Source organism: Sanguibacter antarcticus (assembly GCF_002564005.1).
In the GTDB taxonomy this organism is placed as follows: Bacteria; Actinomycetota; Actinomycetes; order Actinomycetales; family Cellulomonadaceae; genus Sanguibacter; species Sanguibacter antarcticus.
The window spans coordinates 3,437,037-3,453,703 of sequence record NZ_PDJG01000001.1; the positions used below are offsets into that span (position 1 = coordinate 3,437,037).

General features: G+C 70.5%; 18 protein-coding genes. 16 read left to right on the top strand and 2 right to left on the bottom strand.

The annotated features are described in order from the left end of the window. Positions 1 to 3 precede the first annotated feature (3 nt). The 14 genes from ATL42_RS15695 (at position 4) to ATL42_RS15760 (ending at position 13,170) form a co-directional block, all read left to right on the top strand. On the top strand, positions 4 to 489 hold the full coding sequence (locus ATL42_RS15695; RefSeq protein WP_098456164.1) for a DUF3180 domain-containing protein: 486 nt from the start codon (positions 4 to 6) through the stop codon (positions 487 to 489). After that, entirely contained in the window at positions 473 to 997 is a 525-nt protein-coding gene (locus ATL42_RS15700) for a PH domain-containing protein (RefSeq protein ID WP_098456165.1), read from the top strand. Before ATL42_RS15695 ends, ATL42_RS15700 begins: the two co-directional genes overlap by 17 nt. After that, entirely contained in the window at positions 994 to 2,580 is a 1,587-nt protein-coding gene (locus ATL42_RS15705; protein ID WP_245862657.1) for a PH domain-containing protein, read from the top strand. Before ATL42_RS15700 ends, ATL42_RS15705 begins: the two co-directional genes overlap by 4 nt. Continuing rightward, positions 2,577 to 3,527, top strand: coding sequence for a Rossmann-like and DUF2520 domain-containing protein (locus tag ATL42_RS15710; protein ID WP_098456167.1), 951 nt, complete (start codon positions 2,577 to 2,579; stop codon positions 3,525 to 3,527). Before ATL42_RS15705 ends, ATL42_RS15710 begins: the two co-directional genes overlap by 4 nt. Positions 3,528 to 3,625: 98 nt before the next feature. Next, positions 3,626 to 4,516 (top strand): pantoate--beta-alanine ligase, encoded by an 891-nt coding sequence (gene panC, locus ATL42_RS15715; protein WP_098456631.1) that lies wholly within the window; start codon positions 3,626 to 3,628, stop codon positions 4,514 to 4,516. Then, on the top strand, positions 4,513 to 4,968 hold the full coding sequence (gene panD, locus ATL42_RS15720; RefSeq protein WP_098456168.1) for an aspartate 1-decarboxylase: 456 nt from the start codon (positions 4,513 to 4,515) through the stop codon (positions 4,966 to 4,968). Before panC ends, panD begins: the two co-directional genes overlap by 4 nt. Further along, a complete protein-coding gene (locus ATL42_RS15725; RefSeq protein ID WP_425443208.1) occupies positions 4,965 to 6,719 on the top strand; it encodes an L-aspartate oxidase in 1,755 nt (584 codons plus the stop codon). The genes panD and ATL42_RS15725 overlap by 4 nt, the downstream gene beginning before the upstream one ends. Before the next feature lie 59 nt (positions 6,720 to 6,778). Beyond that, on the top strand, positions 6,779 to 7,390 hold the full coding sequence (locus tag ATL42_RS15730) for an ArsR/SmtB family transcription factor (RefSeq protein ID WP_169925456.1): 612 nt from the start codon (positions 6,779 to 6,781) through the stop codon (positions 7,388 to 7,390). Then, the gene (locus ATL42_RS15735) at positions 7,387 to 8,676 is read left to right on the top strand and encodes an MFS transporter (protein ID WP_098456170.1); all 1,290 of its coding nucleotides are present in this window, start codon (positions 7,387 to 7,389) and stop codon (positions 8,674 to 8,676) included. The genes ATL42_RS15730 and ATL42_RS15735 overlap by 4 nt, the downstream gene beginning before the upstream one ends. Before the next feature lie 9 nt (positions 8,677 to 8,685). Beyond that, positions 8,686 to 9,624 (top strand): carboxylating nicotinate-nucleotide diphosphorylase, encoded by a 939-nt coding sequence (gene nadC, locus ATL42_RS15740; protein WP_245862660.1) that lies wholly within the window; start codon positions 8,686 to 8,688, stop codon positions 9,622 to 9,624. Positions 9,625 to 9,680: 56 nt separating this feature from the next. Then, positions 9,681 to 11,210 carry a lysine--tRNA ligase gene (lysS, locus tag ATL42_RS15745; RefSeq protein WP_098456171.1) on the top strand — a complete coding sequence of 510 codons (1,530 nt, stop codon included), beginning with the start codon at positions 9,681 to 9,683 and terminating at the stop codon, positions 11,208 to 11,210. A gap of 95 nt (positions 11,211 to 11,305) precedes the next feature. Beyond that, positions 11,306 to 11,494, top strand: coding sequence for a hypothetical protein (locus ATL42_RS15750; protein WP_098456172.1), 189 nt, complete (start codon positions 11,306 to 11,308; stop codon positions 11,492 to 11,494). A gap of 115 nt (positions 11,495 to 11,609) precedes the next feature. Further along, on the top strand, positions 11,610 to 11,945 hold the full coding sequence (locus ATL42_RS15755; protein WP_098456173.1) for a histone-like nucleoid-structuring protein Lsr2: 336 nt from the start codon (positions 11,610 to 11,612) through the stop codon (positions 11,943 to 11,945). 118 nt (positions 11,946 to 12,063) lie between these two features. After that, the gene (locus tag ATL42_RS15760) at positions 12,064 to 13,170 is read left to right on the top strand and encodes a lactonase family protein (protein WP_098456174.1); all 1,107 of its coding nucleotides are present in this window, start codon (positions 12,064 to 12,066) and stop codon (positions 13,168 to 13,170) included. 54 nt (positions 13,171 to 13,224) lie between these two features. Here the strand turns inward: ATL42_RS15760 and ATL42_RS16525 are convergent, their stop codons facing one another. Continuing rightward, positions 13,225 to 13,539: a (2Fe-2S)-binding protein gene (locus tag ATL42_RS16525; RefSeq protein ID WP_169925457.1), complete on the bottom strand. Its 315-nt coding sequence runs from the start codon at positions 13,537 to 13,539 to the stop codon at positions 13,225 to 13,227. A 136-nt stretch (positions 13,540 to 13,675) separates the two neighbouring features. Here ATL42_RS16525 and mshA point away from each other — a divergent pair, with 136 nt between their 5' ends. Together mshA and ATL42_RS15775 are read left to right on the top strand one after the other, a co-directional pair. After that, the gene (mshA, locus tag ATL42_RS15770) at positions 13,676 to 14,914 is read left to right on the top strand and encodes a D-inositol-3-phosphate glycosyltransferase (protein WP_098456175.1); all 1,239 of its coding nucleotides are present in this window, start codon (positions 13,676 to 13,678) and stop codon (positions 14,912 to 14,914) included. Positions 14,915 to 14,995: 81 nt separating this feature from the next. Further along, positions 14,996 to 15,733, top strand: coding sequence for a phosphoglyceromutase (locus ATL42_RS15775; RefSeq protein WP_098456176.1), 738 nt, complete (start codon positions 14,996 to 14,998; stop codon positions 15,731 to 15,733). Positions 15,734 to 15,859: 126 nt separating this feature from the next. On the opposite strand, the gene phoU is transcribed toward ATL42_RS15775, so the two are convergent. After that, positions 15,860 to 16,525: a phosphate signaling complex protein PhoU gene (gene phoU, locus ATL42_RS15780; protein ID WP_098456177.1), complete on the bottom strand. Its 666-nt coding sequence runs from the start codon at positions 16,523 to 16,525 to the stop codon at positions 15,860 to 15,862. Between the last annotated feature and the right edge of the window lie 142 nt (positions 16,526 to 16,667).

Genomic DNA, 16,667 nt, shown 5'->3' on the forward strand with positions numbered 1-16,667 from the left:
CGCATGATCGGTCGGACCCGGGCATCGACGCTCGCGCTCGCCGGCGGGGGCACGCTCGGCGCAGGCTGGGTGCTCCTGATGCTCCTCGAGGACCGCGGGATATTTCTCTCCCCGGTCCCGTGGGGTGTCGGGCCTGTGCTCCTCGTGCTCGGCGTCGTCGTGTTCTGGACAGGGTGGACGGTCCGGGCATACCAGCGAGGACACCGCCCCGCGCTCAGCGCGCTCCGGGCCGCGCGGACCGCGGCGCTCGCGAAGGCCGCGGCAGTGACCGGTGCGCTGCTCGCCGGCTGGTACGGCGCCCAGGGCCTGCTGGCGCTCGGCAACGGCCCGTTCGAGTCCCAGCAGTCGCGTGCGCTCGCCGCCGGGATCGCGTGCGTCTGCGCCCTCGTGCTCGTCGTCGCAGGCATGATCGCCGAGCGGTTCTGCCAGCTGCCACCACCGAGTGACGAGCCTCGGCTCGAGATAGGCGAGGATGGGGCTCATGACTGACATCTCGGCGACGCCTGCCTCGACCGTGTCGCCGTTCGACCCGGACGACGTCACGTGGGTCCGGGTCTCGACCCGTCTGGCTACCGCACGGCTCATCCTGGCGGGCATCTGGCTGGGGGTCCCTCTCGTGGCCAGCAGCGTCCTCGCAGCCGTCTTCGACGAGCCATGGCTGTGGATCGTGGCTGTCGCACTGCTCGCACTGTCCTTGTGGACCGGGGTCGTCGTCGGTCGCCAGGTCCGGGCGATCGGCTATGCGGAGCGAGACGACGACCTGCTCATCCGTAAGGGGCTGCTCTTCTGCACCCTTGTCGTGGTCCCCTACGGGCGGATGCAGCTCGTCGACGTCACCGCGGGTCCGCTCGCACGCCGGCTGGGCATCGCGTCGGTGCAGCTGCACACGGCGTCGCCCGGGACAGACGCGACGATCGAAGGGCTCGTCCCGAGCGAGGCGTCCCGTCTGCGCGACCGCCTCGCATCGCGCGGCGAGGCGAGGCTGGCCGGCCTGTGAGCACGGGGACGGTCGGCCCGACGCCGGACGTCGGACCAGACAGACCGGACGGACCTGACCGGCCCGGCGGACCAGGAAAGGCCGGTGAGCCTGACGGCCCGGCGGACGGTCTCGCATGGCGGCGGCTGCACCCGGTGACCCCGCTCGTGCGCGGGTGGGCAGTCATCGCTGTCGTGCTGTTCATCCTCGCGCAGCGGTCGGTCGAGGCTCTGCCGTCGGGCGGTTCTGTCCTGCCCACGGACAACGTGTGGATCATCGTCGCTGGTATCGCGGTGATCGGGCTCGTCGGTGGTGTCTATGCGTGGTTGTCGTGGCGTGTCACGCGGTACGCGTACGACGCAGACGCCGTGCACGTGCACTCAGGCATCCTCTTTCGCAAGCAGCGCAAGGTGCGTCTCGACCGGCTCCAGGCGATCGACGTCGTCAAGCCGCTCCTTGCGCGCTTCTTCGGCCTCGCGGAGCTCAAGCTCGAGGTCGCCGGTGGTCCCGGGTCGAACGTCAAGCTCGGTTTCTTGCGTGACGCGGAGGCGTCTGCCCTCCGCAACGCGCTGCTCGCCCGTGCTGCGGGGGTCGAGGAAGACCCCGACGGGACAGCGGCCGTCGAAGCGCCCGAGCGTCCGGTGCTCGATGTCCAGCCGGGTCGGCTCATCGGCTCGCTGCTGCTCTCCGGTGCGACGATCGTTCTCGTGCTCATCCTCGTGGGCTCGTCCGTGGCCGCGATCGCTTCGCGGAGCGGCGCACCGTTCGTCGCGGTCTTCTCCGCGCTCCTCGGCCTCGGGCCGTTCGTCGCGACGAGGTTCACGGGCGAGTTCGGGTTCACGGGGGCGATCTCGCCCGACGGCATCCGCTTGCGTCGCGGCCTCCTCGAGACCCGGTCCCAGACGATCCCGCCCGGACGGGTCCAGGCGATCCGCCTGCGCCAGAGCCTGCTGTGGCGCATGTGCGGTTGGTGGCGGGTCGACGTCAACGTCGCGGGGTACGGCATCGAGACGGACGGGAACCAGACGAACACCGTCCTGCTGCCCGTCGGGACGCGCGACGACGCCTTGCGGGCGCTGTGGCTCGTGCTCCCGGACCTCGGGGTCGAGGATCCTGTCGGTCTGCTCGATGCGGCGCTCGTCGGCTCAGGGCCGGCCGCGGGGTTCACGTCGAGCCCGCGCAGCGCACGGTGGGTGGACCCGCTCGCATGGCGCCGCAACGGGTTCTTCGTCATGGGGCGCGGTCTGCTCGTCCGGCGAGGCCGACTGGTCCGCACGGTCGAGGTCGTGCCGCACGAGCGCACGCAGTCGCTCGCTCTCGTCCAGGGGCCTCTCCAGCGCAGGTTCGGGGTGGCGTCGTTCGTCGTGCACTCGACGGCTGGTCCCGTCTCGCCCAGGGTGCCGCACCTCTCTGGACCGGATGCGGCGTCGCTGCTGCGGGACCAGGCGGAGCGTGCCAGGTACGCCCGTCAGCATGCTGGTCCTGAACGCTGGATGCAGGTGGTCGTCGAGGGAGACGGACAGCGTGAGCAGGTGACGTCCGAGGAAGACGGCGCGGTCGAGACAGGACAGGCACCGGACACCGGACGAGAGGAGGCCCCGTGAGTGCAGCGAGCGGCGCCCGACCGGGACGGCTCGGCGTGGGCATCGTCGGTGCGGGCAAGGTCGGCGCGGTGCTCGGGAGCGCCCTGCGGTCCACGGGTCACGTGGTCGTGGGGGCGAGCGGCATCTCCGAGGCGTCGCGGGACCGCATCGAGAACCTCCTGCCCGGAGTGCCCGTCCTTGAGGTGCGCGATGTCGTGGAGCGCTCGGAGCTCACCGTCCTGGCGGTCCCCGACGACGTCCTGTCCGGCCTGGTCGCCGGGCTCGCGGACCTCGGCGCGTGGCAGCCCGGCCAGATCGTGGTCCACACCTCGGGTCGCTACGGGACAGACGTCCTGGCTCCTGCGCGGGCAGCCGGGGCGATCCCCGTGGCCATCCATCCGGCGATGACCTTCACCGGCACGTCGCTCGACATGAGCCGGCTGGTCGGTGCGACCTTCGCGGTGACAGCGCCTGCTCCCGTCCTGCCGATCGGGCTCGCGCTCGTCGTGGAGATCGGCGGCGAGCCTGTCGTCGTCGAGGAGCGTGACCGTGCGCTCTACCACGCGGCGCTCGCCCACGGTGCGAACCACCTCGTGGTGCTTGTCGCCCAGGCGGCCCAGGCCTTGCAGGTCGCAGGCGTCGACGATCCGGGGCGGGCCCTCGGGCCGCTGCTGCACGCGGCGCTCGACGGTGCGCTCCGGGCGGCCGACGGGGTCTCCGACCCTGTCCAGACGCTCACCGGCCCGGTGGTCCGCGGCGATGTCGGGACGGTCGCCGACCACCTGGCGGTCTTGACGGAGCTCGCGGTCCGGCGCGGTGCGACCGATACACCTGACGCCTACCGGGCGCTCAGCCGGGCAGCGACGGTCCGGGCCCTCGCAGGAGGACGGATCAAGGACGCGCAGGCGCAGGCGCTGCTCGACGTGATCGACAGACCGGAGCACGGCGCTCCGGAGGATGAAGGGTGAGAACCATCAGCAAGGCAGCAACGTCCTCAGGGTCGAGCACGACGGGTGCGTTCGCAGCGGGTGGGCTCGTCGAGCCGCCGTCGCGCGCGCCGGTCGTCGTGCGGACGCGTGCGGAGCTGGCCGTGGCTCTCGGGGAGGCCTCCATGGTCTCGGGCACGGTCGCGTCGACCCGAGCGCTCGTCATGACGATGGGCGCGCTGCACGAGGGGCACCTCGCACTGGTGCGTGCAGCCCGCCAGGTCGCTGACACGGTCGTCGTCTCGATCTTCGTCAACCCCCTCCAGTTCGGCCCGGGGGAGGACTACGAGCGCTATCCGCGGACGCTCGACGCCGACGTCGCCCTGTTGTCCGAGGTCGGTGTGGAGATCGTGTTCGCGCCGGACCGTGACGAGATGTACCCCGGCGGAGACCCCACGGTCAGCGTCACGGCCGGGACACCGGGCGGCATCCTCGAGGGCGCTTCCCGGCCGGGGCACTTCGACGGCGTGCTCACGGTGGTGCTCAAGGTCATCCACCTCGTCCGGCCCGACGTGGCGATCTTCGGCGAGAAGGACGCGCAGCAGATCCTCCTCGTCCGGCGCATGGTCGAGGACCTCGCTGTCCCTGTGCGCATCCAGGGCGTGCCGATCGTCCGGGACGACGACGGCCTCGCGCTGTCGTCGCGCAACGCGTACCTGAGCGCGGACGAGCGGCAGGCTGCGCTGGCGCTCTCTCGTGGCCTTCGAGCAGGTCGCGACGTAGCAGACGAGGGCGGGTCGCCCGCGGAGGTGCTCGCTGCCGCGCGAGGGATGCTCGACCGGTCTGCGGGGGTCGTCACGGATTACGTAGAGCTGCTAGACACGGCTACCGTTGAGGTGGTACCCGAGTCCCACGCCGGGCAGGCGCTCTTGCTCGTCGCAGCACGCGTCGGTGCCACACGACTGATCGACAACATGGCCGTCTCGCTCTCGGCTCGGCCGGGACGGGGCACCTCAGGAGGAACCCAGTGACGTCTTTGCAGCGTCCGATGATGATCGGCAAGATCCACCGTGCGACCGTGACGCAGGCAGACCTGCACTACGTCGGTTCGGTCACCGTGGACGCAGACCTGCTCCATGCTGCGGACCTCGTCCCAGGCCAGCAGGTCGACATCGTCGACGTCACCAACGGTGCACGGCTGACGACGTACATCATCCCGGGCGAGCCCGGCTCCGGGCAGGTGTGCATCAACGGTGCTGCGGCGCACCTCGTGCACCCGGGAGACGTCGTCATCCTCATCGCCTACGGGATGCTCGCCGACGACGAGGCCCGCCACTTCATGCCGCACGTCGTGTTCGTCGATGCGACGAACCGGATCGTCGAGGTCTCGGGCGAGCCCGGCCAGGTGCCCGACGGGTACGGGCTCGAGCCGAGCGGTCTCGACATCGCCCCCTTCCAGGCGCCCCTCGGCGCCGAGGCGTGAGCGCCTCGGAGGCTTCCCCGGTCGGGGTGGCGTCCGACGCCACCGTCTGCGCAGGGCCGAGGCTCGCGACGACGCTCGCCGCGGCGGAGCCCGGATGGGTGACCGAGGCCGACGTGGTGGTCGTCGGCTCGGGGATCGCGGGGCTCACGGCTGCGCTCGAGCTGCGGTCCCGTGTGCCGCGGGTCCTGCTCGTGACCAAGGGCGAGCTCTCGTCCGGGTCGACCGTGTGGGCGCAGGGCGGGATCGCGGCGGCGCTCGCGCCGTCCGACTCTCCTGCTGCTCACCTCGAGGACACGCTCGTCGCGGGTGGCGGGCTGTGCGACCGTCGCGCGGTCGAGGTGCTCGTCACGGAAGGGCCCGCTCGCGTCCGTGAGCTCGTCTCCCGCGGTACGCGGTTCGACACCGAGGTCGACGGCGAGATGTCCCTGACCCGGGAGGGCGGGCACCACGCTGACCGGATCGCGCACGCGGGCGGTGACGCGACGGGCGCGGAGATCTCTCGTGCTCTCGTCGCGCAGCTCGAGGCGGTGCGTGACGACCCGGGCATCGAGGTCATCGAGCAGGCGCTCGTGGTCGACCTCCTGACGAGCGCGGGTCCTGTCGCGCCGACGACCCCGGACGGGGAACGGCGCGCCGTGTGCGGCGTGACGCTGCACGTGCGTGGAGCGGGCAGCCGAGACGGTGTCGGTGCGGTGCGTGCCCGGGCTGTCGTCCTCGCGACGGGAGGTGTCGGCCAGGTCTACGTGGCGTCGACGAACCCGCCGCAGGCGACAGGTGACGGCATCGCGACGGCGCTGCGTGCCGGGGCAGACCTGGGGGACCTCGAGTTCGTCCAGTTCCACCCGACGGTGCTCTGGCTCGGCAGCGCAGCGCGCGGGCAGCTCACCCTCATCTCGGAGGCGGTCCGGGGCGAGGGCGCGTTCCTCGTCGACACCGACGGTCACCGTTTCATGCCCGCGGTGCACCCGATGGCGGAGCTCGCTCCGCGCGACGTCGTCGCGCACGCGATCGTCCGCCAGATGGCGGCGACGGGCTCAGACCACGTGCTGCTCGACGCCCGGCACCTCGGCGCAGACTTCTTGCGGCGGAGGTTCCCGACCATCACGGAGCGCCTCCTGGCTCAGGGCTTCGACATCACGGAAGAGCCCGTGCCGGTAGCGCCTGCGCAGCACTACCACTCGGGTGGCGTCATCACGTCGTTGGCGGGTCGCACCACGCTCCGCGGGCTGTACGCGGTCGGTGAGGTGGCGTGCACCGGGGTGCACGGAGCGAACAGGCTCGCGTCGAACTCGTTGCTCGAGGGTCTCGTGTTCGCCCACCGTGCGGCGGCCGACATCGCTGCCCGGATGGCGGCGGGGGAGCTTCCGCTGCTGCCGGCCGCGCCGCGCGGCGGCAGCGTAGGCCTCGTCATGGCAGCGTCTCGTTCGCGGATCCAACGGGTGACCACCGCCGGCTCGGGGGTGCTGCGCTCTGCGGAGAGCCTGAGGACCGCCGCAGCCAAGCTCGCGGAGGTCCGGACAGACGCCAACGTGCCGGAGCAGGTCCCGGGCGACCTCAGCGTGCAGCCTCAGACTGCCGAGTGGGAGACGAGCAACGTCTTTCAGGTCGCCTCTGCGCTCACGGCGGCTGCGCTGGCGCGGACGGAGAGCCGTGGCGGGCACTTCCGTACCGACTTCCCGGTGCCTGACGCGGCGTGGGAGCGGCGGGTCGTCGTCCGGCTGGACGACGACGGGATCGTGCAGGTCGTCTAGCAAGACCTCATTCACAAGAACTCTTGTACAAGAGTCCTTGTGAACCTATGCTCGGTGACATGACCGAGAACCGCTCCGTCCGCACGCTCCGCCCCGACGACACGGCCGCGCTCCGCGCCCTCGCCCACCCGGCACGCCTCGCCATCCTCGGCGAGCTACGGACCAACGGGCCCGCGACGGTCGGCACCCTCGCGCACGCGCTCACCATCGCGCCAGGCTCGGCGAGCTATCACCTCACGGTCCTCGCCGAGCACGGTTTCGTCGGCGAGACCGACGACCGGCCGCCCGGCCGCCCGGTGGACAAGCGGTCGCGGTGGTGGCGCGCCACCGACCGCACCACCTCGTGGGAACCGTCCGACGTCGCGACGACCCCCGAGGCCGCGGCCGCCGCGCGAGAGCTCGAGGCGAGCATCCTGGGCGTCTATCACGACCGTGCGCTCGCGGCGCTCGACCGACGGCCGGCCCTCGACCCGGCGTGGCAGCGCACCCACCTCCTCGCCGACGACAACCTCCCCCTGACCGTGACCGAGGCCGCCGAGCTCCGCGCCGAGCTCGAGGCCCTCGTCGGCCGATGGTCTGCCCGGGCGCTCGACCGACCACGCTCGTCCGAGCCGACCATGCCCGTCACCCTCATCGTCCAGACCTTCCCGGACCCGACGAGCGCCCCATGACACGTCAGGCCCGACTTTCCGCGACGCGACCCTCCGGGCTCCCTGGGCTGGTCGGCGCGCACACCCTCGCTGTGGTCGGCAACGTCGTCACCCTCGTCGCGCTCCCGCTCTACGTCCTCGACGAGACGGGCAGCGCCGTCCTCACCGGGGTGCTGGCGATCGCCACGACCCTCCCGATCGTGCTGGGAGGCGCCCTCGGCGGCGTCCTCGTCGACCGGTTCGGCTACCGCCGCTCGTCGATCGTCTCCGACCTCGTCGGAGCAGCCACGATCAGCGCGATCCCGCTGCTGCACGCCACGGTCGGCCTGCCGTTGTGGGGGCTCTTCGCGCTCGTCTTCGCCACCGGGCTCCTCGACGCCCCCGGCCAGGGTGCACGGACCGCGCTCGTCCCCGAGGCGGCCGGGCGTGCAGGAGTGCCCCTCGACCGGGCCATGGGCTGGTGGGGAGCTGCACAACGGTCGGGCGCGATGATCGGCGCTCCGCTCGCAGGCCTCCTCGTCGCATGGCTCGGACCGATCGTCGTCCTCGTGCTCAACGGTGCGACCTTCCTCGTCTCCGCGCTCCTCGTCCAGCGCACGGTGCCGGTCGACCTCCAGGCCGAGGACGACCCCACCGGCCCTGGCGCGTCCGGAGACGCTCCGGACGAGGCCTACTGGGCAGCCCTGCGGGCCGGGCTCCAGGCGGTCTGGTCCGCCAGGCTCCTGCGCGCCGTGGTGCTCATGGTGCTCCTCACCAACGCGCTCGACGTCGGCCTGCTCAACGTCGCCCTGCCGGTCTACGCCGCCGACGAGCTCGGCGGCGCCCGCGCCTACGGTCTCCTCGTCGGAGCGTTCGGCCTCGGCGCCCTCACCGGGTCGCTCGTGTACAGCGCGGTCGGCACGCGAGTCTCGCGGCGCGCCACCTACGCCCTCGGTTTCGCGCTCGCTGGGCCGCCCATGTGCTTCGCGCTCGCGGCCCGCCCGGGCCTCGTCGGCTGCGTCGCTGTCATGGTGGTCGGCGGGCTGGCTGCGGGGGCCCTCAACCCCATCATCGGGACGCTGCTCCTCGAGCAGGTGCCTCGACGGATGCGTGCCCGCGTCAACGGTGCGGTGGGGGCTGGTGCCTGGGCCGCGATGCCCGTCGGGGCGCTCGGCGCCGGGGTCCTCGTGGAGGAGGTCGGGCTGGTCACGGCGCTCGTCGTGATGGGCGCCGCCTACACCGTCATTGTCGTGGGTCCGTTCGTGCTGCCCGTCTGGCGTGGGCTGGAGCGCCCTCGGACGGTCGGCACGGTGGACGATCACGGATAGGTTGGGCGCGTGACTGAGACACCCGATCCCGTGACCCCCTCCGCCCCGATCGCAGCGCACCTCGCGCCCGGGCTCGATCCAGGGTGGGTGGCCGACGTCGTGCGCCGCACCCTCGACGAGGACCTCGGTGGCGATCCTGGTCGCGACGTGACGAGCGAGTCGACCATCGGTCCCGACGCACCGGCGGTCGCCCACCTCGTGGCGCGGGCGGACGGGGTCGTGGCCGGGCTCTCCGTCGTGGCGGAGGTGCTCGACCAGGTCGCTACCCGCTTCGCGCTCGCTGGCGTCGTCGTCGTGCTCGAGGCGCAGGACGGCGACCGGGTCGCGGCTGGGCGCAGGCTCGCGGTCCTCACGGGACCTGCACGGGTCGTGCTCGTCGCGGAGCGCTCGCTCCTCAACCTCGTCAGCCGGGCGTCCGGTGTCGCGTCGGCGACGCGGCGCTGGGCGGACGTGCTCGACGGGACCGGTGCGACCGTCCTGGACACCCGCAAGACGACGCCGGGCCTGCGGGAGCTGGAGAAGTACGCGGTCCGCGCCGGCGGCGGGACGAACAAGCGGATGGGGCTCTACGACGTGGCGATGGTCAAGGACAACCACATCGTCGCGGCCGGCTCGGTGTCAGGTGCCATCGAGGCGGTCCGCACCACCTACCCGGGGGTGCTCGTGCAGGTGGAGGCCGACACGGTCGAGCAGGCGCTCGAGGCGGTCGGTGCCGGTGCGAGGTTCCTTCTTCTCGACAACATGCCCACAGACGTGCTGGCGAGCACCGTCCAGGCGGTGCGTGCGCTCGAGCACACGACCGGAAAGGTCGAGCTCGAGGCGACGGGCAACCTCACGCTCGATCGCGCGCGCGAGGTCGCTGAGACGGGCGTGGACTTCCTCTCCGTGGGTGCGCTCACGCACTCGGCGCCGATCCTCGACCTCGCTCTCGACCTCGTCGCGGGCTGACCGGAGCCGTCGCGGGACCCGGGAGTGCCCCTCTGGCGTACGACTAGGATTGCCGGGTGACTCCTCCGCAGACCCCCGCCCCCAGCACGACGCCAGAGCACGGCGACGACGATCTCCCCGAGCAGCTGCGGGTCCGTCGCGAGAAGCGCGACCGGTTGATCCAGGGCGGTGGTGAGGCCTACCCGGTGTCGGTCCCACGGACCCACACGATCGCCGAGGTCCGCAGCGCCTACGCGCACCTCGAGCAGGGGGAGGAGACCGACGAGCTCGCTGGGGTCGCTGGTCGTGTCGTCTTCCTGCGCAACACCGGCAAGCTGTGCTTCGTCGCCCTGCAGGACGGTGAGGGCAACCGCCTGCAGATCATGCTCAGCCAGGCGGTCGTGGGCGAGGAGTCGCTCGCCGCGTTCAAGGCGGACGTCGACCTCGGGGACCACCTCTTCGCTCACGGTCGGGTCATCAGCTCCAAGCGCGGCGAGCTGAGCGTCTTTGCCGACTCGTGGCAGATCGCGGCGAAGTCGCTGCGCCCGCTGCCTGTCCTGCACAAAGAGCTGTCCGAAGAGGCACGCGTGCGTCAGCGGTACGTCGATCTCATCGCGCGTCCTGCAGCGCGCGACGTCGCACGGCTGCGTGCCGGTGTGGTGCGTTCCTTGCGGGACAACCTGCACCGGCGGACATTCATGGAGATCGAGACCCCGATGCTCCAGACGATCCATGGAGGCGCGTCGGCGCGCCCGTTCACGACGCACATGAATGCATTCGACATCGATCTCTTCCTGCGTATCGCGCCGGAGCTCTTCCTCAAGCGGGCTGTCGTCGGTGGAATCGAGCGCGTCTTCGAGATCAACCGGAATTTCCGCAACGAGGGCGCTGACTCGACGCACTCGCCCGAGTTTGCGATGCTCGAGGCGTATGAGGCCTACGGTGACTACGACACGATGGCCGCTCTGACGAAGGACCTCGTGCAGGGTGCCGCGCGCGACGTGCTCGGTAGCACGGCGGTGACGCTTCCTGACGGTGAGGAATACGACCTCGGCGGCGAGTGGGCGCAGATCACGATGTATGGCTCGTTGTCCGAGGCGCTCGGTGAGGAGATCACTCCGGAGACGACGCTCGACGCGCTCGTCGCCCGTGCTGCGCGGGACGGCATCTCTTTCGATCCCAAGAAGGCCAGCCACGGCAAGCTCGTGGAAGAGCTGTGGGAGCACCACGTCGGTGATTCGTTGTACGCGCCGACATTCGTCCGTGACTTTCCGGTCGAGACCTCGCCGCTGACGCGCGACCACCGTTCGGTCCCGGGCCAGGTGGAGAAGTGGGATCTCTACGTGCGCGGCGTCGAGCTGGCCACTGCTTACTCCGAGCTCGTCGACCCGGTCATCCAGCGTCAACGGTTCGAGGCGCAGGCTCTCCTCGCGGCGGCCGGAGACTCTGAGGCGATGGCACTGGACGAGGACTTCCTCACAGCGATGGAGTACGCGATGCCGCCGAGCGGGGGCATGGGGATGGGGCTCGACCGTCTCCTCATGGCGCTGACGGGGCTGGGGATCCGCGAGACCATCCTCTTTCCGCTGGTCAAGCCGACCCAGTAACGACTCAGCCCCGCCCCGCACCGTCGGCGGACCGCTGCGGGGTGCGGTGCCGGTGCGACACAGGGATTCCCAGGTTCGCGTCGTAGAGTGACCGGGTGGATACATTCTGGCAGGTTGCTGAAGCGCTCGTGCCGTCAATTGGCGTCGGCGTGATCTTCTACATCGCCATGCGATTCATCATCCGTGCGGACCGCAACGAGCGGGCAAATCTCGCGGAATTGGACCGTATTGAGTCGACTGATGGTGGTACGGACGGCCGGGAGCCGGCCTCGCGAGGGCTGTGAACGGACGACCGATTTCCTGCCCGTGTTGACGTGGATTGCTTAATGGTGTGATCATGAATGTTCGGTGGTGAATCATCATGATCCGCGACGAACGACAGAATGGTAGGTGCCCTCAGTGGCTCAGAAAGTACAGGTCATTCTTGTCGATGACCTTGATGGCGGTAGCGCAGACGAGACCGTCACGTTCGCTCTGGACGGCGTCACCTATGAGATCGATCTGACCACGGACAATGCAGCTCAGCTTCGCGACTCTCTCTCCACGTGGACGGGTCACGCACGCAAGGTTGCGCGTTCCGGTGCGAAGGCTGCACGCCGACCGAGCGGCCGTGCTGCCGCGGGTGGCTCCAGCGCGAACACGATTCGTGAATGGGCTCGTTCCAACGGATATTCTGTGAACGAGCGCGGTCGTATCTCGGCGGAGATCCGAGCAGCGTACGAGGCGGCAAACTAACGTCTGGACATCTCTGATATGTGTGGGTGGCTGGTCTTCGGACCTGCCACCCACACGTCTGTCCAGGCTGCGTGTCCTTCCGCCATCGAGTGATCGAGCGATCTGAGAGGCCTGAACCGTGCACTGGTTGTTCGTCGGTACCTATCCCACCGGAGACGGACCTGGAACGGGCGAGGGCATCTGGGGTGTCCCGCTCGATACGGGCACCGGCCGCCTCGGCGCACCACGGCTGCTCGTCGAGGCAGCAGCGCCCTCGTTCGTGGCCGTGTCTCCGTCGGGACTGCGGCTGTATGCAGTGTCTGAGCAGGCGCACGGCACGCTGTCAGCGTTCGCGGTGACTCTGGTCGACGGCACGCCTGTCCTCGAGCGGCAGGGCGACGAGCCGAGCGGGGGAGCCGACCCGTGCCACGTCGTGGCGCTCGAGCACGAGGTGTGGGTGAGCAACTACTCCTCGGGGACGTTCGGCGTCCAAGTGCTCGACGACGCTGGCGACCTCCTCCCCGGTGGCCTCGTCACGTTCGAGCACGTCGGTTCCGGCCCTGTCCTCGATCGTCAGGGTGGTCCGCACGCGCACTCGTCGCTCGCGACACCGTGCGGCAGGTTCGCCTGGGTGATGGACCTCGGGACAGACGAGGTCCGACGCTATCGGCGCACGGACGGCTGCGGGAGTGCCGCAGGGACCGGCGATTCCGGGACGGTCGAGCCGGACGGTACCGCGGTCGTCTTCGGTCCGGGGACCGGCCCACGGCACGCTGTCGTCCACCCACGAGGGACGGCGTTCGTCGTCGGGGAGCTCGACGCGTCCGTGCACGTGGTGCAGACGGATCGAGACTCGGGCAGCGGCGTCCCGGTGACGCGCGCTCCGGCGTGCGTGACGCCGTCGCGCGAAGGGGTGGTCCCGCTCCCGTCCCACGTCGCGCTGAGCCCGGACGGTACGCGGCTCTACGTCGCGGTCCGCGGGCCTGACGTGGTGTCGACCTTCGCGGTCCACGTGGGAGGGGAGAGCGAGCCTGCGACGATCGAGCACCGTGCAGACACGTCGGTCGCCGGGGTGTGGCCCCGCCACTTCGCCGTCGTCGAGGCAGACGACGGCGCGGACCTTCTCGTCGTCGCGAACCAGGAGTCGTCGTCGCTCGTCGTGCTGCGGATGGACCCTTCGACAGGTGCGGGGGTCGTGGTGTCGCAGGCGCAGGTGCCTGCTCCAGCGTGCGTCGTCGTCGCGTGACCTGGTCTCACGCGAGGTCACGCGCCTGACCTCAGGCCGGGCGCGTGGTGTGCCTCAGGCGGGACGCGCGCGGAGGATCTCGAGGTCCACGAGGCCGGCGACGGTCGGCAGGCAGTGCCCGCACGCTCCGCCGGCGCGCGTCTTGACCTGGATGTCGTCCAGGCTGGCGCAGCTTCCGTCCTGCATGGCGGTCCGGATCTCTCCGGCGCTCACGTTGTTGCAGGTGCAGACCATGTGGTCGTCGGCGAGCAGGTCGCACTCTGCCGCGGACAGCGGCACGACCACCTCAGGGGCGTCGGCCGGGTCGTCGAGCATGAGCCGCAGAGCTGCGAGCGAGGAGGCACTGGTGGTTGCTGCCGACTGTTCCATGCTCACCATCTTCCGCTGTGGGCCCGGGGAGATCATGGGACCTTTGGGCCGGTACGGTATCGATCCGTGCTGAACGACGAGACGACCCCCGTCCGTGGTGGGAAGATGGTCCGATGCACCTTGTGACCGTACGCGCATGACGCACGACCTGCCGAGGGTGGCGATGCTCTCCGTCCACACCTCGCCGCTGGAGCAGCCCGGCACCGGGGACGCAGGCGGCATGAACGTCTACATCACCGAGCTGTCCCGTGCGCTCGCGCGTCGTGGTGCGAGCGTCGAGATCTTCACACGTCGGACGTCGTCTGCCCAGGCTGGCGTCGTCCAGGTCAGCGACGGAGTCCTCGTCCGGCACATCACGGCCGGCCCGTTCGAGGGGCTCGACAAGAACGACCTCCCTGGCCAGCTGTGCTATTTCTCGGCAGGTGTCCTCCGGACGGAGGCCGCACGCCAGGTGGGCTGGTACGACGTGGTGCACTCGCACTACTGGCTCTCCGGGCAGGCAGGCTGGCTCGCCGCCGACCGGTGGGGCGTCCCGCTCGTGCACGCGATGCACACCATGGCGCGAGTGAAGAACGCGACGCTGGCCCCGGGAGACGCAGCCGAGCCGATGGGGCGGATCATCGGGGAGGAGCAGGTGGTCGAGGAGGCCGACGCGCTCATCGCCAACACTCCGGCCGAGGCGCACGACCTCATCACGCAATATCACGCCGACCCGGCGCGCGTGCACGTCGTGACACCTGGGGTGGACCTCGAGACGTTCTCGCCCGAGGGCCCCGGCCGGGCCGCAGAGCGTGCTGCCCTCGGGCTTCCTCTGGACACGAAGATCGTGCTCTTCGCAGGACGGGTGCAGCTCCTCAAGGCACCCGACGTCCTCATCCGTGCGCTCGGGGTGCTCGCCGACCATGGCGAGCCGGTCCCGACCCTCGTCGTCCTGGGCGGACCCAGCGGACGGCCGACCGCGTTGCGCGAGCTCGAGGCGCTGGCGTACCAGGTCGGGGTCTCGGAGCACGTGGTCTTCCACCCGCCGGTAGGCCGGACAGAGCTCGCACGCTGGTTCCGGGCTGCAGACGTCGTCGCTGTCCCGTCGCGCAGCGAGTCGTTCGGGCTGGTCGCCGTGGAGGCCCAGGCGTGCGGGACCCCGGTCGTCGCAGCTGACGTGGGCGGGCTCCGGACCGCGGTCGCCGACGGCGTCTCGGGGATCCTCGTCCCCGACCACGACCCGAGCCGGTGGGCGCGCACGCTCGGAGACCTCTTGCGCGACGACGCACGGCGGGCCGACCTCGCCCGCGGTGCCGTGCGGGTGGCCGCCGAGTTCAGCTGGGACGCGACGGCGGAGCAGACCCTCGAGGTCTACTCGTCGGCGGTCCGCGCGTGAGGTCCGTGCCTGATCGGACGGGAGTGTCCATCGGTCGAAAGGCCCAGTCGCGGGGTGTCCTGCATGCGGCAGGATAGGACCATGACATACACCCTTGTGCTGCTCCGTCACGGCGAGAGCGAATGGAACGCGAAGAACCTCTTCACAGGCTGGGTCGACGTCCCGCTGTCCGAGAAGGGCGTCGAGGAGGCTGCGCGCGGCGGCAGGCTGCTCGCCGAGGCCGGCATCCTCCCGGACGTCGTGCACACGTCGCTCTTGCGCCGTGCGATCACGACCGCGAACCTCGCGCTCGATGCCGCAGACCGTCACTGGATCCCGGTCAAGCGCGACTGGCGCCTCAACGAGCGCCACTACGGTGCGCTCCAGGGCAAGGACAAGAAGCAGACGCTCGCCGAGTTCGGCGAGGAGCAGTTCATGCTGTGGCGTCGTTCCTACGACGTCCCGCCGCCCGCGATCGAGCTCGGCTCTGAGTTCTCGCAGGACACCGACCCTCGTTACGCGGACGCCCCCGTCGTGCAGAGCGAGTGCCTCAAGGACGTCCTCGTCCGCGCCCTGCCGTACTGGGAAGGGTCGGTCGTCCCGGACCTCCAGGCAGGCAAGACGGTGCTCGTCGCGGCGCACGGCAACTCGCTGCGCGCGATCATCAAGCACCTCGACGGAATCGACGACGACGCGATCGCGGGCCTCAACGTGCCGACCGGCATCCCGCTCGTCTACGAGCTCGACGAGAACCTCGCACCGGTCGTCAAGGGCGGTCGGTACCTCGACGCCGACGCTGCCGCTGCTGCGATCGCGGCAGTCGCCAACCAGGGGCGCTGACCACCCGCGTCGTCGACGCAGGCTCATGACGACGGGCCGGGGCTCCTCGAGGAGTCCCGGCCCGTCGTCATGAGCGAGGTGCTGGTGTGCTGAGCGGGTGCGGCCGCTCGACCGCGGCGGGTCTGATCAGACGGAGCGGATCGCCGACGCCTCGGCGAAGTCGCCGGTGACGAGATAGACGACGCGACGGGCGATCGAGACGCCGTGGTCGCCGAAGCGCTCGTAGTAGCGCCCGACGAGCGTGATGTCGATCGTCTCCTGCGCGGTCCCGTCCCAGCTCTCGCCGAGGAGCGCAGCGAACGTGTCCTGGTGCAGCGCGTCCAGGAGGTCGTCGTCGCGCTCGATGTTGGCCGCGACGGTGAGGTCACGGGTGGTGAGGAGCGTGGTGGTGCGACGCGCGACGCGGGTCGCGGCGTCGTGCATGGCAGCGAACGTGTGCTCGGCTGCTGGTGCGATCGCCTTGCTGGGGTAGCGGCCCCGAGCAACCTGAGCGACGTGGCGGGCGAGGTCGCCCATCCGCTCGAGCGTCGCGCTCATCCGCAACGCGCTGACGACCACGCGCAGGTCGGTCGCCACCGGTTGCTGCTGGGCGAGGAGCAGCACGCAGCGCTCGTCCAGGTGTCGCTCGATCTGGTCGATCGCATGGTCGTCGGCGATGACGGACTGTGCGAGCTGGAGGTCGGCAGTCAGCAGCGCGGTGCCCGCGCGGCTGATGGCAGACTCCACCAGACGGCTCATCTCGGCCAGGTCGTCACCGACCTGCTTGAGCTCTGATTCGAAGATCTCGCGCATGTGTTCCCTCTCGTGGTGTGGTGCAGCGACCACGATGACAAGTCCAGGTGTGGCTGCGGGGGCCGTCTCGTGAACGACGGGCCGACTCAACATGAACACTGGGTGACCAGTCTCGCCCGTGCACTGACCATCTGTCGTCTGA